Below are 14,423 nucleotides of genomic sequence, written 5' to 3'. Positions count from 1 at the left end.
CCTGGGAGCCGCCGCCCAGCTTTTGGAGCGTCAGACTGCGGGCGGGTTCAGCCGGGCAAAACCCTCCTGCCGGCGATAGGGAAAATACGGATAGGGTGCGGTGACCTCACTTGCCGTGTCGAGCTTCTTCATCTGCTCGGCTGTCAATGACCAGCCGACGGCGCCGAGATTCTGGCGCAATTGCTCCTCGTTGCGCGCGCCGACGATGACGGAGGCGACGGTCGGCCGCTGCAGCAGCCAATTGATGGCGATCTGCGGTATGGTCTTGCCGGTTTCCTCGGCGACAGCATCAAGCGCGTCGACGACCCGATAGAGATGCTCATCCTCGACGGGCGGTCCGAAGCTTGCCGTGTCGTGCAGCCGGCTTTTCTCAGGCAGCTTCTGGCCACGGCGGATCTTGCCGGTCAGGCGGCCCCAGCCGAGCGGGCTCCACACCAGCGCACCGACACCCTGGTCGAGGCCGAGCGGCATCAACTCCCATTCATAGTCGCGTCCGACCAGCGAGTAATAGACCTGATGGGCGACGTATCGGGGATAGCCGTATCTGCCCGCCAGGCCGAGCGATTTCATCACTTGCCAGCCGGAAAAATTGGAGACGCCGACATAACGCAGTTTGCCGGCGCGCACGAGACTGTCCAGTGTCGACAGCACCTCCTCGATCGGTGTTGCAGCGTCGAAGGCGTGCAGTTGCAGCAGGTCGATGTAGTCGGTGCCAAGGCGCCCCAGCGCGTCTTCGACGGCCTTGATCAGGCGTGAACGTGACGATCCGGCATCGTTGGGACCGTCGCCTATCGGCAGCGAGGTCTTGGTCGAGATCAGCACGGTGTCGCGGCGGCCCTTGATGGCAGCGCCGAGCACTTGTTCGGAAGCGCCATTCGAATAGACGTCGGCGGTGTCGAACAGGTTGACGCCGGCCTCAAGGCAGATGTCGACCAGCCGCCGTGCTTCCGTCGCATCGCTGTTGCCCCAGGCGCCGAACAGCGGGCCTGAACCGCCGAAGGTTCCAGCGCCGAACGAGAGCGCCGGGACCTTCAGGCCTGATGCGCCAAGATTTCGATAATCCATGGGTTTGCTCCTTGTGGAAGGATGGCTGTTTCAAAGATTGGTTGAGGTTTGCCGTTCTATGACCGCGCGATTTCCGGTGTGGCGAGGACAGGATCTCGGTCGAGGCGCAGCGCAAACGCCGCCACGGCAAGCGCTGAAAGCGGCAACAGGGCCGCGACCCAGGTGACGGCATCGAGGCCGGGACCATGGGCGATGACCACGCCGCCGAGCCAGGCGCCGGCAGCATTGCCGAGGTTGAAGGCGGCGATGTTGAAGGATGAGGCGAGGCTCTGGCCGGCGCCTTGTGCCTTTTCCAGCACCCACATCTGCAGCGGCGCCACGGTGGCGAAGGCGGCGGCGCCGAGCAGGCCGACATAGATAACGGCCATGACCTGGCTGTGCAGGGCGAAGGTCATGGTGCCGAGCACCATCGCCAGAACGACGAGACTGCCGAGAACGGACGGTACCAACCAACGGTCGGCGAACTTGCCGCCGGCGAGGTTGCCGGCGATGAGGCCGCCGCCGAAGACCAGCAGGATCGGCGACACCGCTGCTTCGTCAAAACCGGTGATCTCGGTCAGCAACGGGGCGATGTAGGTGAAGACGGCGAAGACGCCGGCATAGCCAAGCACGGTGGTAGCAAAGCCAAGCAGGACCGGCGTGCGGCCGAGCACGGCGAGATCGGCGCGCAAATTGCTCTTCTCAGGCTCTGTTCGGCTGCCCGGCACCAGCAGCAGAATGATGGTAAAGGCGGCGATGCCGACCAGGGTCACCGCCCAGAAGGTCGCGCGCCAGCCGAAGGCTTGGCCGAGCCATGTGCCGAAGGGCACGCCGAGGATGTTGGCGATGGTCAGGCCGGTGAACATCAGGGCGATCGCCGAGGCTTTCTTGTTGGGCGCCACCAGTCCGGTCGCCACGACCGAGCCGACGCCGAAGAAGGTGCCGTGGGCGAAGGCGGTCAGTACGCGCGCACCCATCAGCGTCCAGTAGTCTGGGGCAAGCGCACAAGCGAGGTTGCCCAGCGTGAAGATCGCCATCAGCGCCAGAAGCACGGTTTTGCGCGGCCAACGGCCGGTTGCGATCGTCAGCAGCGGCGCGCCGATGACGACGCCCAGCGCATAGCCGGAAATCAGCTGGCCGGAAGCTGAGATCGAGACGTCGAGATCGGTGCTGACGTCGAGCAGCAGGCCCATGATGACGAATTCGGTGACGCCGATGCCAAAGGCACCGGCGGCAAGAGCGTAAAGAGCAAGGGGCATGGCGGTTCCCACTTCGATGACGACCAGTTTTGACGACGGGCGCCGTGTCCTCCCACGCCCCGATCCGGAAGATCGTGCCGCGATGTGCTGTGAACCAGCCTTGCATAGGGCACATCGTCTGTGAAATAAATTCACCAATGGCTAGGCCCGACATCAATCGCTCCGGCGAGATCGAAGTGTTCGTCCGCGTCGTCGAGGCGGGCAGCTTTTCAGCCGCTGCCCGCGCGTTGCGGATGACGCCGTCGGCGGTGAGCAAGCTGATCGCGCGGCTGGAGGCGCGGCTTGGTGCGCGGCTGGTCAGCCGTTCGACGCGCAAGCTGCAACTGACGCCGGAGGGGGCGGCGTTCTTCGACAGTGGCGTGCGCGTCCTGGCCGACATGGCGGCGGCCGAGCGCGAGGCAGCGGCGGGTGCCGCGCCGCGTGGCCGGCTGCGGATCAGCAGCTACGTGCCTTTCGGGCAGCACCGGCTGATCCCGCTTTTGCCGCGTTTTCTAGAGCGCTACCCCGAAATCTCGGTCGATCTGGTGTTGACTGACGATGTCATCGACCTGATGGAGGAGCGCGCTGACGTCGCCATCCGCGCCGGGCCGCTCGGCGAATCACGGCTGGTGGCGCGCAAGCTCGGGCAGAGCCGGGTGGTCGTCGTTGCGGCGCCATCGTATCTCGAAGCGCGTGGCACGCCCAAGGAGCCCGCCGATCTCGATCGTCACAACCGGATGGGCTTCCGTTTCGTACGTCACCTCGAGGGCTGGCCTTTTATCGACGCGGCCGGCAAGCCGATCACCCTGTCGATCATCGGAAATACGCTGGTCAGCGACGGCGAGGCGATGCGGCTGATGGCGCTCTCGGGGGCGGGCATCGCCCGGCTGGCACGCTGGCATGTGGAGGCCGACATTGCCGCCGGCCGGCTTCTGCCGCTGCTGGAAGAGTTCAACCCCGGCGACGAGGAACTCACCCACGCCGTCTATGTCGGCCAAGGCAAGCATCTGCCGGCGCGGGTGCGGGCGTTTTTGGACTTTTTGGTCGAGACTGTCCGGCTGACCTGAGCCCAAAAAAGATCGGGAGCCTGCCGGCTCCCGAAGCATCGAATCGAAGGTGAGTTTGAGTTACGTTTTCGGCACAACGGGCGCCGGACGCCGGCCGGCAGCTTGACGTTCCACCATCCAGCCGGGGTATTCGGCGGGCAGGGCACTGACTTCGTCGAGGCGAACAAGATCATCGGCATCGAGCTGCAACTCGGTGGCTGCAAGGTTCTGTTCCAGCTGCTCCATGCGGCTGGCGCCGATGATGACGCTCATCACGAATGGCTTGGCCAGGACATAGCCGAGCGCCACCGTGGCGACGCTGACACCGTGCTTGACGGCGATCTCGCGCATGACGGCGACCGCTGCCCAGGCACGGTCCTCATTGACCGGCGGGAAATTGAAGCTGGCGCGGCGGCCCTCGCCATTGCCGGGGGCGCCCGGTCCGTATTTGCCGGAGAGCAGGCCGCCAGCCATCGGCGACCAGACCATCAGCCCGAGCTTCTCCTCGTTGAGCAGCGGCACGATTTCGCGCTCGAGATCGCGGCCGGCGATCGAGTAGTACGACTGCACGGTCTCGAAGCGGGCAAAGCCTTTGCGCTCGGCAATACCCAGCGCCTTGGCGATGCGCCAAGCCTGCCAGTTCGAGACGCCGACATAGCGGACCTTGCCGGCGGCAACCAGGTCGTCGAGCGCCCGCAGTGTCTCGTCGATCGGCGTCACCGTGTCGGTGCCGTGCAGCTGGTAGAGATCGATGTGATCGAGCTGCAGCCGCTCGAGACTGCCTTCGACCGAATCCATGATGTGGCCGCGCGAGGAACCACGCTGGTTCGGGCCCCCGCCCATGGCGCCATGGACCTTGGTGGCGATGATCACGTCCTGTCGGTTGACGCCAAGATTCCTGAGCGACTGGCCGAGAAGCCGTTCCGAGGCGCCGAAGGAATAGACATCCGCCGTGTCGAAGAAATTGACGCCGGCAGCGAGCGAGCGGGCAACGATCTCGTCGACGCCCTTCTGGTCGAGGCTGGCGATCAGGCCCCATTGGGCATTCTCGCCGGCCGCGCCGAACGTCATCGTGCCGAGGCAAAGTTCGGAGACGAACATCCCCGTATTTCCAAGTTGATTGTAACGCATGGTGGCTCCAGACGGGTTGAGAATAACTCGACTCATATAGGAACGAAACGTTCCGTTTCTATACGCTGGCTTAGTCAGTGTCAGCCTGTGGCCTAAGGCCGGCTGTGCCTCATCTGGCGCCGAAAATCGCCGATCCAACCCTGACACTGGTCGCGCCGAAGGCGATCGCGGTTTCGTAGTCGCCGGACATGCCCATGGAGAGCTTGTCGACGCCGGCCTCAAGCCCAAGCTTTTCCAGCAGCGCGAAATGCGGACCGGGGTTCTCGTCGGCCGGCGGAATGCACATCAGCCCTTCGATGGCGAGGGCGTGAACCGAGCGGCAGCGGGCCACGAAGGCGACAGCCTCGCGCGGCTCGATGCCGGCCTTTTGCGACTCGGAGCCGGTGTTGACCTGGACATAGAGCCTTGGTGACCGGCCTTGCCTGGCGATCTCCTTGGCCAGCTCTGCGGCGATCTTTTCACGGTCGACGGTTTCGATGACGTCGAACAATGCCACCGCTTCCTTGGCCTTGTTCGATTGCAGCGGACCGATCAGATGCAGCTCGATGTCGGAAAATGCCTCCTTCAGCACCGGCCATTTGGCTTGTGCTTCCTGGACGCGGTTTTCGCCGAAGACGCGCTGGCCGGCCTCGATAATCGGGCGGATATCGGCGGCGTCGAAGGTTTTTGAGACTGCGACCAGCGTCACCGCTCCGGCCTTACGGCCTGCCTCGCGCTCGGCGGCAGCGATCCTTGCCTTGACCGTGAAAAGCTGTTCGACGGCGCTCGCCATGCCTATATCCTGCCTGTGTTTGGCTTTTCGCCGGATCGCCGCAGTTGACGGGTCCGGCAATCCATGGTGAACACCGCGACGACATTTCCTGAGCCGCCCGGGCATTGTCCGGCGGCTCGTGCATGCTTTTAAGTGAAAAACACCCGATGGCAACCGAACGATACAATCCGCGCGCGTCAGAGCCCAAATGGCAGAAGGCCTGGGACGCCAAGAAGCTGTTCGAAGCCGACAATGACGACCCGCGCCCGAAATACTACGTGCTGGAGATGTTCCCGTATCCGTCGGGGCGCATCCATATCGGCCATACCCGCAACTATACGATGGGCGACGTGGTGGCGCGCTACAAGCGGGCCAAGGGCTTCAACGTGCTGCACCCGATGGGCTGGGACGCCTTTGGCATGCCAGCCGAAAACGCGGCGATGCAGAACAAGGTCCATCCCAAGGACTGGACCTATCAGAACATCGCCGCCATGCGCGAGCAGCTCAAGGTCATGGGCCTGTCGCTCGATTGGGCCCGCGAGTTCGCCACCTGCGACGTCGACTACTATCACCGCCAGCAGATGCTGTTCCTCGATTTCGTCGAGAAGGGGCTGGTGACGCGCAAATCCTCCAAGGTCAACTGGGATCCGGAGGACATGACGGTGCTTGCCAACGAGCAGGTCATCGACGGACGCGGCTGGCGCTCAGGCGCGCTGGTGGAACAGCGCGAGCTGACGCAGTGGTTCTTCAAGATCACCGATTACGCGCAGGATCTGCTGGATTCGCTCGACCAACTCGACGACTGGCCGGAAAAAGTGAAGCTGATGCAGGCGAACTGGATCGGCCGTTCGGAAGGGCTGCTGATCCGCTGGCCGCTGGCCAAGCCAGTCGCCGGCGAGCATGAGCTCGAAGTCTATACGACCAGGCCCGACACCATCTTCGGCGCGTCCTTCATGGCGATTGCGGCCGACCATCCGCTGGCCAAAAAGGCCGCCGAGGACAATCCGGCGCTGGCAAAGTTCATCGACGAAGTCCGCCATATGGGCACTTCGGCGGCGGCATTGGAGACGGCCGAGAAGAAGGGTTTCGATACCGGCATTCGCGTTGTCCATCCGTTCGACGAGAGGTGGACGCTGCCCGTCTACGTCGCCAATTTCGTGCTGATGGACTATGGCACCGGCGCCATCTTCGGCTGCCCGGCACATGACCAGCGCGACCTCGACTTCGCCAACAGATACGGCCTTCCGGTCATTCCGGTGGTGATGCCGGAAGGCGAGAATCAAGGAAGCTTCCAGGTCATCGACGAGGCTTATGTCGATGATGGCGCGATGATCAATTCGCGCTTCCTCGACGGCATGAAGCCGGATCAGGCATTCGACGAGGTGGCGAAGCTGCTGGAACAAAGGACCATCGGCAACCGGCCGATGGCCGAGCGCAAGGTGAATTTCCGCCTGCGCGACTGGGGCATTTCGCGCCAGCGCTATTGGGGCTGCCCGATCCCGATGATCCATTGCGAGGATTGCGGCGTGGTGCCGGTGCCGAAGGCCGACCTGCCGGTCAAGCTGCCGGACGACATCGAGTTCGACCGGCCGGGCAATCCGCTCGATCGCCATCCGACATGGCGGCACGTCAAATGCCCGCGTTGCGGCAAGGATGCGCGGCGCGAAACCGACACGATGGACACATTTGTCGATTCTTCTTGGTATTTCGCTCGCTTCACCGCGCCGTGGGCAAACGATCCGACCGATCCCAAGGCCGCGACTGAATGGCTGCCGGTCGACCAGTATATTGGCGGCATTGAGCATGCGATCCTGCATTTGCTCTATTCGCGCTTTTTCACCCGCGCCATGCGCGAGACCGGCCATGTCGATCTCGCCGAGCCGTTCAGGGGCCTGTTCACGCAAGGCATGGTGGTGCACGAGACCTATCGGGTTGGCGGCGCCTCGAACGGCCGCTGGCTTGCGCCTAGCGAGGTCAGGCTGGAAGACGCCGACGGCAAGCGCCGCGCCTTCGAAATCGCCACCGGCGAAGAGGCGGTGATCGGTCCGCTCGAAAAAATGTCGAAGTCGAAGAAGAATACGGTGAGTCCGGAAGAGATCACCGACGGCTACGGCGCCGATACGGCGCGCTGGTTCATGCTGTCGGACTCGCCGCCCGAGCGCGATGTCGAATGGACCGACGAGGGTGCGGCCGGCGCGCATCGCTTCATCCAGCGCATCTGGCGCCTGGTGTCGACGGCTGCCGAATCGCTCGCCGGAGTCCGGCCAGAGGCGGCGAAGGACGGCGAGGCCGGGACAGTGTCCAAGGCCGCGCACAAGATCTTGAAGTCGGTCGGCGAGGATATCGAAAAGCTCGCCTTCAACCGCGCCATCGCCCGCATCTACGAGCTCGCCAATGCCTTGACCGTACCGCTCAACGAGGCGGCAGAGGGCAGGGCCGGTCCGGCGCTGCAAGCGGCCTGCCGTGAGGCCGTCGAGATCCTGGTGCACCTGATCGCGCCGGTCATGCCGCATCTGGCCGAGGAGTGCTGGCAGACGCTCGGCGGCACCGACCTTGTCGCCGAACGGCCCTGGCCGGGTTACGATCGCTCGCTTGTCGTCGACGCCGAGATCGTGCTGCCGGTCCAGGTCAACGGCAAGAAACGCGGCGATTTGACAATTGCCCGTGACGCGGATCAAGGTGCGGTCGAAAAGGCGGTTCTGGCTCTCGACTTCGTGCAGAAAGCGCTCGAAGGTAAGGCGCCGCGCAAGGTGATCATAGTGCCGCAGAGGATCGTCAATGTCGTTGCCTGATCCGCGAAAGACAGAGTTGACGCTGTGCCGCGTTGTGCTTTGCGGGCTGCTCGCCTCGGTGGCGCTGGTTTCCGCCTGCACGGTGCGGCCGCTCTATTCGAGCGCGCCGCTGATCGCCGGCTCGCAGGTCGGCGCTGCTGCCGAACTGGCATCGATCTCGGTCAAGCCGGTCAAGACCCGCTACGCCCAGCAGGTCCGCAACAATTTGATCTTCGCGCTCGGCCAGGGCGCCGGCGAGCCGGCTTCGCCGGTCTATTCGCTTGATCTCGGCGTCTCCGAACTCGTCGAATCGGCGGCAATCGAGCAGGTCACGACCGACGAAGACGAGCCGACCGCCGGCACTGTGACGCTGACTGCCAACTATGTGCTCAGCGATGCCAAGACGGGCACGGTCATAGCGAGGGGCAAGCGCTCGATTCCGTCGTCATACGACAGGCCGCGCCAGGAATTCGCGTCATACCGGGCCCAGATCGACGCCGAGAACCGTGCGGCGCGCGAGCTGGCAGATGTGCTGCGGCTGTCGATTGCCCAGGATCTGATCAAGCACGGCAAGCCGGCGGCAAGCTAGGTCTTTCCAGAGTGCGCAATCTGCAAAAAAGGCCGATTGCTCGGCTTTTTTTGTTCGTAGGATAGTCGCTTCAGCCGATCTTCTGCCCGGTCTTTGCCCAGTCGGCGAGGAACAGTTCCAGGCCCTTGTCGGTCAGCGGGTGCTTGACCAGCGCCTTGAGCGTCGCCGGCGGCGCGGTGATGACATCGGCACCGATCAGCGCCGCCTGCTTGACATGGTTCACGGTACGCACCGAAGCGGTCAGGATTTCAGTCTGGAAGTCATAATTGTCGTAGATGGTGCGGATATCGGCAATCAGCTCCATGCCGTCCCAGCCGCTATCGTCGATGCGGCCGACGAAGGGCGAGATGAAGGAGGCGCCGGCCTTGGCGGCGAGCAGCGCCTGGGTGGCCGAGAAGCACAGCGTGACGTTGACCATGCGGCCGTCCGACCGGATGTCCTTGCAGGCTCTCAGGCCGTCGAGCGTCAGCGGCACCTTGATGCAGACATTGTCGGCGATCCTGGCCAGGATCTTGGCCTCCGCCATCATGTCCTTGTATTCGGTGGCGACGACTTCGGCCGAGACTGGGCCCTTGACGATCTCGCAGATCTCTCTTGTGACGTCGGCGATCTTGCCGCCGGATTTCAGGATCAGCGACGGATTGGTGGTTACGCCGTCGAGCAGCCCCAAATCGTTCAGCTCGCGGATTTCCTTGACATCGGCGGTGTCGACAAAAAATTTCATGGCGGTCTCCTGAAGATTTTTCATGTGCACGTCATGCACATTTGGGGTCGGACTTTGATCTAGACCAAAGTCGGGGCAAGGTCACGCCTCATGATCGAAGATTCGCCCTTTGTCGCGGCCGCACCGGTGCTGGTGCCGATGCCCGCCGAGCGCCCCTACACCTATGCCGTGCCGGCTGGCATGCGCGTGGTGCCGGGCTCGATCGTGCGCGTTCCGCTTGGGCCCCGCCAGGTCGCCGGCATCGTCTGGGACGGCGCCGTCGAAAAGGTCGACGCGAAGAAATTGCGGCCGATCGAGCAGGTTTTCGACTGCCCGCCGATCGACCGCGCGATGCGGCGTTTTGTCGATTGGGTGGCGCAGTACACGCTGTCGCCGCCCGGCATGGTGGCGCGCATGCTGCTCAGGGCGCCGGAGGCGTTCGACCCGGAGCCGTGGATCGAAGGGCTGCAGCGCACGTTCGCCAAGCCCGACCGGATGACGGAGGCGAGGACGCGCGTGCTGGAGACGGCCGAAGGCGGACTTGCCTGGACGCGATCCGGCCTGGCGCATGCGGCAGGCGTGTCGTCGACGGTGGTGGACGGGCTGCGGGTGCAGGGCGTATTCCAGACGGTGATGATCCCGCCGCGGCCGGTGGTCGCAGCACCCGATCCCGGCTACGCCGTGCCTTCACTGATGCCCGACCAGAGCGATGCCGCCGAGACGCTGCGCGCCAATGTCGCGACCGGTACATTCGGCGTCACCCTGCTCGACGGTGTAACCGGATCCGGCAAGACGGAGGTCTATTTCGAGGCGGTCGCGGCCGCGCTCGATCGCGGCAAGCAGGTGCTGATCCTGCTGCCGGAAATCGCGCTGACCCACGCCTTCCTCGAACGCTTCCAGGAGCGGTTCGGCGCCAAGCCGGCGGAGTGGCACTCGGACCTGCCGCCAAGGATGCGCGAAAAGGTCTGGCGGCAGGTAGCGGAAGGCGGCGTGCGGGTCGTCGCAGGCGCGCGCTCGGCGCTGTTCCTGCCATTCAGGGAGCTTGGACTGATCGTCGTCGACGAAGAGCACGATCCCGCCTACAAGCAGGAGGATCGCGTCTTTTACAACGCGCGCGACATGGCCGTGGTGCGCAGCCATATCGGCGGCTTTCCGGTCGTGCTCGCCTCGGCGACACCGTCGGTCGAAAGCCGGGTCAATGCCAGCCAGGGCCGCTACAGCAGGGCGGTGCTTTCGGCGCGCTTTGCCGAGGCGGCACTTCCCGATCTCAAGACGATCGACATGCGCCGCGCGCCGCCGGCACGCGGCGGCTTCCTGTCGCCTGTACTGCTCGGCCATATACGGCAGACGCTGGAAAGAAAGGAACAGTCGCTGCTGTTCCTCAACCGGCGCGGCTATGCGCCGCTGACGCTCTGCCGGGTCTGCGGCCACCGCTTCGGCTGTCCGGTCTGCTCGGCCTGGCTGGTCGAGCACCGCTTTCGCGGCCAGCTCGTCTGCCACCACTGCGGGCACAATGAACGCCGGCCCGAAGCCTGTCCGGAATGCGGCACGCTCGATCATCTGGTCGCCTGCGGGCCAGGCGTCGAGCGCATCGCCGAGGAGGTCGTCGCGCATTTCCCCGATGCCCGCACCATCGTCTTGTCGTCCGACCTGATGGGCGGCGTGCGGCGGCTGCGGCTCGAGCTTGAAGCCATCGCCAATGGCGAGGCCGACATCGTCATCGGCACACAACTCGTCGCCAAGGGCCATAATTTCCCCAACATGACGCTGGTCGGTGTGGTCGATGCCGATCTCGGCCTTGCCAATGGCGACCCGCGCGCCGCCGAGCGCACCTTCCAACTGCTCAGCCAGGTGACCGGCCGCGCCGGCCGCACCGGCAAGAAAAGCCTCGGCCTGCTGCAGACCTTCCAACCCGACCACCCGGTGATGCGCGCGATCGTCTCAGGCGATGCCGAGGCCTTCTACGAGCGCGAGATCGCCGAGCGTGAGCGGGCGGGGCTGCCGCCCTTCGGCAGGCTCGCCGGCGTCATCGTCAGCGCGGCGACACGGGCCGAAGCCGAAGGGCACGCCCGTGGCCTGCGTCGCGCCGCGCCGCAGGCCAGCGACCTGTTCGTGCTCGGCCCGGCCGAGGCGCCGCTGTCGTTGATCGGCGGCCGCCATCGCTTTCGCCTGCTGATCCAGGGCGAACGGCGCGCCGACATGCAAGGGTTCATTCGCACCATGCTGGCCGAGGGACCGAAGATAAGGGGCTCGGTGCGAGTCCAGGTCGACATCGACCCGCAGAGCTTTTTGTGAAGGGGCTCAGAGGACAGGCTTCCGTAAATTGCCGATGCCCATCTGGCGTATGTCTCTTGCTTCGTTAGAATGCCCGAAATTTTGAATATCCATTTACGAGGGGACAACATGGAATTTGCGTTTCCGTGGCCGATGAGCCAGGGCGAGTGGCTGGCATGGTCGAGCGCCGTGGTGACCTTGCTGTTCGGCCTGCTGCTGTTCCTGGCGCCAGGATTGGCCTTCCGGATCCTGCGGCTGCAGGTCAGACCGGAGAAGGCAGCGGCGATCGCCGAGGGGCGCGGCCGGATGTCGGGCTTCTATCTCGGCCTCAGCCTGTGCTGCATCCTCCTGGCGCAGCCGCTGCTCTATATGGCGCTCGGCTTCTCCTGGCTGTTCACCGCCTTCGGCCGGCTGCTGTCGATGATGTCGGACGGCGCCAACACGCCGTTCAACTGGGCATCCATCGTCGTCGAGCTGGTGCTGGCGGCGCTGCCTCTGGCCTTCGCCTTCGGCTTTTTGCCCTGAATCAGGGATCAATCCGGGGTTGGTTGCTGAACTCGGCCGGCGGATGCGACAATAGTGCCTGAAAACCATGCCGGACGACGCATTGCGGTCTGAAAATGCCTGTGCTAGACGGCAATCGACTTTCGACCGGGGATAGCGGAAGCCGCGCCTCCGTGCTTGGAAAAATGCAGTAAGGTCAAAGATTTAGCCAGAGTTTTTGCTCGCGCCAACAATCTGCGGCCTGTCAGACAAGAGAAAAGACGGTCCGTGGCCCAATCGTCATCGCCAATCTCAGGTGTCGCAGAACGCTATGCGGGTTCGCTGTTCGAACTCGCGCTGCAGGCCAATTCGGTCGCCAGCGTCGAGGCCGACCTCAATAGGTTCGAAACGATGCTCGAAGGCAGCGCTGACCTTTCGCGGCTGATCAGGAGCCCTGTCTTCTCCAGCGAGGACCAGGCCAAGGCGATCGCCGCGATCGCCGACAAAGCGGGGATCACCGGCCTCACCGGCAATTTCCTGCGCGTCGTTGCCCAGAATCGCCGGCTATTTGCCGTGCCCGGCATGATCAAGGCGTTCCGCCAGATCGCCGCCGAACACCGCGGCGAGACCGCCGCCGAGGTTACCTCGGCGCATGCGCTGACGCCTGCCCAGGAAACCGAGCTGAAGGCAGCGCTGAAAAGTGTCGCCGGCAAGGATGTGGCGATCACGGTCACCGTCGATCCGTCGCTGCTCGGCGGACTGGTGGTCAAGATCGGCTCGCGCCAGATCGATACGTCGCTCAAAACCAAACTCAATTCGCTCAAGCTTGCACTGAAAGAGGTCGGCTGATGGACATCCGCGCCGCGGAAATTTCCGCAATTCTGAAAGACCAGATCAAGAATTTCGGCAAGGAGGCCGAGGTCTCCGAAGTCGGCCAGGTGCTGTCCGTCGGTGACGGTATCGCCCGCGTCTACGGCCTCGACAATGTCCAGGCCGGCGAGATGGTCGAGTTCCCCGGCGGCATCCGCGGCATGGCGCTCAACCTCGAAGCCGACAATGTCGGCGTTGTCATCTTCGGCGCCGACCGCGACATCAAGGAAGGCGACACCGTCAAGCGCACCGGCGCCATCGTCGATGCGCCCGTCGGCATGGGCCTGCTCGGCCGCGTCGTCGACGCGCTCGGCAACCCGATTGATGGCAAAGGCCCGATCCAGGCCACCGAACGCAAGCGCGTCGACGTCAAAGCGCCCGGCATCATCCCGCGCAAATCGGTGAACGAGCCGATGTCGACCGGCCTCAAGGCCATCGACGCGCTGATCCCGGTCGGCCGCGGCCAGCGCGAACTGGTCATCGGCGACCGCCAGACCGGCAAGACCGCGATCATCCTCGACACCATGCTCAACCAGAAATCGGTGCACGACAACGGCCCTGAGAAGGAAAAGCTGTACTGCGTCTATGTCGCCGTCGGCCAGAAGCGCTCGACGGTGGCGCAGTTCGTCAAGGTCCTGGAAGAGCGCGGCGCGCTCGACTATTCGATCATCGTCGCCGCGACCGCCTCCGATCCGGCGCCAATGCAGTTCCTGGCGCCGTTCACCGCCTGCACCATGGGCGAATATTTCCGTGACAACGGCATGCACGCGCTGATCAGCTACGACGACCTGTCGAAGCAGGCCGTCGCCTATCGCCAGATGTCGCTGCTGCTGCGCCGTCCGCCGGGCCGCGAAGCCTATCCCGGCGACGTTTTCTACCTGCACTCGCGCCTGCTCGAGCGCGCCGCCAAGCTCAATGACGAAAACGGCGGTGGGTCGCTGACGGCGCTGCCGATCATCGAAACGCAGGCCAACGACGTGTCGGCCTATATCCCGACCAACGTCATCTCGATCACCGACGGCCAGATCTTCCTGGAAACCAATCTGTTCTTCCAGGGCGTGCGCCCGGCGGTCAATGTCGGCCTTTCGGTGTCGCGCGTCGGCTCCTCGGCGCAGATCAAGGCGATGAAGCAGGTTGCCGGGTCGATCAAGGGCGAGCTCGCGCAGTACCGCGAAATGGCTGCTTTCGCGCAGTTCGGCTCCGATCTCGACGCCGCCACGCAACGCCTGCTCAACCGCGGCTCGCGTCTGACCGAGCTGTTGAAGCAGCCGCAATTCTCGCCGCTCAAAGTCGAGGAGCAGGTCGCGGTGATCTTCGCCGGCGTCAACGGCTATCTCGACAAGCTGGCGGTCAACCAGGTCGGCAAGTTCGAGCATGGTCTGCTGTCGCATATGCGCTCGGCCGGCAAGGACGTGCTCGACGGCATCCGCAAGGAGAAGGCGCTGTCCGACGATCTGCGCGCCAGGCTGAAGGCAGAAATCGACGCCTTCGCCAAGACCTTTGCTTGAGCAGGACGGACGGGA

Annotated in this window: 12 protein-coding genes; 7 read left to right on the top strand and 5 right to left on the bottom strand. The window is 64.2% G+C overall.

Annotated features, from left to right (window positions below; all coding sequences use genetic code 11):
- Positions 1–30: 30 nt before the first annotated feature.
- Positions 31–1,065 (bottom strand): aldo/keto reductase, encoded by a 1,035-nt coding sequence (locus NKI47_RS28260; RefSeq protein WP_352594372.1) that lies wholly within the window; start codon positions 1,063–1,065, stop codon positions 31–33.
- A 56-nt stretch (positions 1,066–1,121) separates the two neighbouring features.
- The gene (locus tag NKI47_RS28255; protein WP_352594371.1) at positions 1,122–2,303 is read right to left on the bottom strand and encodes an MFS transporter; all 1,182 of its coding nucleotides are present in this window, start codon (positions 2,301–2,303) and stop codon (positions 1,122–1,124) included.
- Between the two features lie 137 nt (positions 2,304–2,440).
- On the opposite strand from NKI47_RS28255, the gene NKI47_RS28250 reads away from it, so the two are divergent.
- Positions 2,441–3,349, top strand: coding sequence for a LysR family transcriptional regulator (locus NKI47_RS28250; protein ID WP_352594370.1), 909 nt, complete (start codon positions 2,441–2,443; stop codon positions 3,347–3,349).
- Positions 3,350–3,409: 60 nt separating this feature from the next.
- On the opposite strand, the gene NKI47_RS28245 is transcribed toward NKI47_RS28250, so the two are convergent.
- Positions 3,410–4,459 carry an aldo/keto reductase gene (locus tag NKI47_RS28245; protein ID WP_352594369.1) on the bottom strand — a complete coding sequence of 350 codons (1,050 nt, stop codon included), beginning with the start codon at positions 4,457–4,459 and terminating at the stop codon, positions 3,410–3,412.
- Between the two features lie 109 nt (positions 4,460–4,568).
- Positions 4,569–5,231: a YggS family pyridoxal phosphate-dependent enzyme gene (locus NKI47_RS28240; RefSeq protein ID WP_352594368.1), complete on the bottom strand. Its 663-nt coding sequence runs from the start codon at positions 5,229–5,231 to the stop codon at positions 4,569–4,571.
- Between the two features lie 146 nt (positions 5,232–5,377).
- Between NKI47_RS28240 and leuS the strand changes: the two genes are divergently transcribed.
- Positions 5,378–8,002, top strand: coding sequence for a leucine--tRNA ligase (gene leuS, locus NKI47_RS28235; RefSeq protein WP_352594367.1), 2,625 nt, complete (start codon positions 5,378–5,380; stop codon positions 8,000–8,002).
- Entirely contained in the window at positions 7,989–8,570 is a 582-nt protein-coding gene (locus NKI47_RS28230) for an LPS assembly lipoprotein LptE (RefSeq protein ID WP_352594366.1), read from the top strand. Before leuS ends, NKI47_RS28230 begins: the two co-directional genes overlap by 14 nt.
- A gap of 70 nt (positions 8,571–8,640) precedes the next feature.
- Here NKI47_RS28230 and fsa read toward each other — a convergent pair whose 3' ends face one another.
- Positions 8,641–9,294: a fructose-6-phosphate aldolase gene (gene fsa, locus NKI47_RS28225; RefSeq protein WP_023678103.1), complete on the bottom strand. Its 654-nt coding sequence runs from the start codon at positions 9,292–9,294 to the stop codon at positions 8,641–8,643.
- 90 nt (positions 9,295–9,384) lie between these two features.
- Between fsa and NKI47_RS28220 the strand changes: the two genes are divergently transcribed.
- The 4 genes from NKI47_RS28220 (at position 9,385) to atpA (ending at position 14,408) form a co-directional block, all read left to right on the top strand.
- Positions 9,385–11,568, top strand: a complete 2,184-nt coding sequence (locus NKI47_RS28220) for a primosomal protein N' (RefSeq protein WP_023678102.1) — start codon at positions 9,385–9,387, stop codon at positions 11,566–11,568.
- A 108-nt stretch (positions 11,569–11,676) separates the two neighbouring features.
- The gene (locus NKI47_RS28215; protein ID WP_023678101.1) at positions 11,677–12,072 is read left to right on the top strand and encodes an AGROH133_08824 family phage infection protein; all 396 of its coding nucleotides are present in this window, start codon (positions 11,677–11,679) and stop codon (positions 12,070–12,072) included.
- Between the two features lie 246 nt (positions 12,073–12,318).
- Entirely contained in the window at positions 12,319–12,879 is a 561-nt protein-coding gene (locus NKI47_RS28210) for a F0F1 ATP synthase subunit delta (RefSeq protein WP_023678100.1), read from the top strand.
- Positions 12,879–14,408 (top strand): F0F1 ATP synthase subunit alpha, encoded by a 1,530-nt coding sequence (atpA, locus tag NKI47_RS28205; RefSeq protein WP_023678099.1) that lies wholly within the window; start codon positions 12,879–12,881, stop codon positions 14,406–14,408. The genes NKI47_RS28210 and atpA overlap by 1 nt, the downstream gene beginning before the upstream one ends.
- Positions 14,409–14,423: the final 15 nt, after the last annotated feature.

The organism is Mesorhizobium sp. M0633 (assembly GCF_040320645.1).
Lineage (GTDB): Bacteria > Pseudomonadota > Alphaproteobacteria > Rhizobiales > Rhizobiaceae > Mesorhizobium.
Note: the sequence above shows the minus strand (reverse complement) of the source record. Positions and strands in the feature narration are given on the sequence as shown.

Bases quoted from the DNA above. Each gene is read 5' to 3' on its own strand.
- NKI47_RS28260 (WP_352594372.1), bottom strand. From the start codon at position 1,065: ATGGATTATCGAAATCTTGGCGCATCAGGCCTGAAGGTCCCGGCGCTC.
- NKI47_RS28255 (WP_352594371.1), bottom strand. From the start codon at position 2,303: ATGCCCCTTGCTCTTTACGCTCTTGCCGCCGGTGCCTTTGGCATCGGC.
- NKI47_RS28250 (WP_352594370.1), top strand. From the start codon at position 2,441: ATGGCTAGGCCCGACATCAATCGCTCCGGCGAGATCGAAGTGTTCGTC.
- NKI47_RS28245 (WP_352594369.1), bottom strand. From the start codon at position 4,459: ATGCGTTACAATCAACTTGGAAATACGGGGATGTTCGTCTCCGAACTT.
- NKI47_RS28240 (WP_352594368.1), bottom strand. From the start codon at position 5,231: ATGGCGAGCGCCGTCGAACAGCTTTTCACGGTCAAGGCAAGGATCGCT.
- leuS (WP_352594367.1), top strand. From the start codon at position 5,378: ATGGCAACCGAACGATACAATCCGCGCGCGTCAGAGCCCAAATGGCAG.
- NKI47_RS28230 (WP_352594366.1), top strand. From the start codon at position 7,989: ATGTCGTTGCCTGATCCGCGAAAGACAGAGTTGACGCTGTGCCGCGTT.
- fsa (WP_023678103.1), bottom strand. From the start codon at position 9,294: ATGAAATTTTTTGTCGACACCGCCGATGTCAAGGAAATCCGCGAGCTG.
- NKI47_RS28220 (WP_023678102.1), top strand. From the start codon at position 9,385: ATGATCGAAGATTCGCCCTTTGTCGCGGCCGCACCGGTGCTGGTGCCG.
- NKI47_RS28215 (WP_023678101.1), top strand. From the start codon at position 11,677: ATGGAATTTGCGTTTCCGTGGCCGATGAGCCAGGGCGAGTGGCTGGCA.
- atpA (WP_023678099.1), top strand. From the start codon at position 12,879: ATGGACATCCGCGCCGCGGAAATTTCCGCAATTCTGAAAGACCAGATC.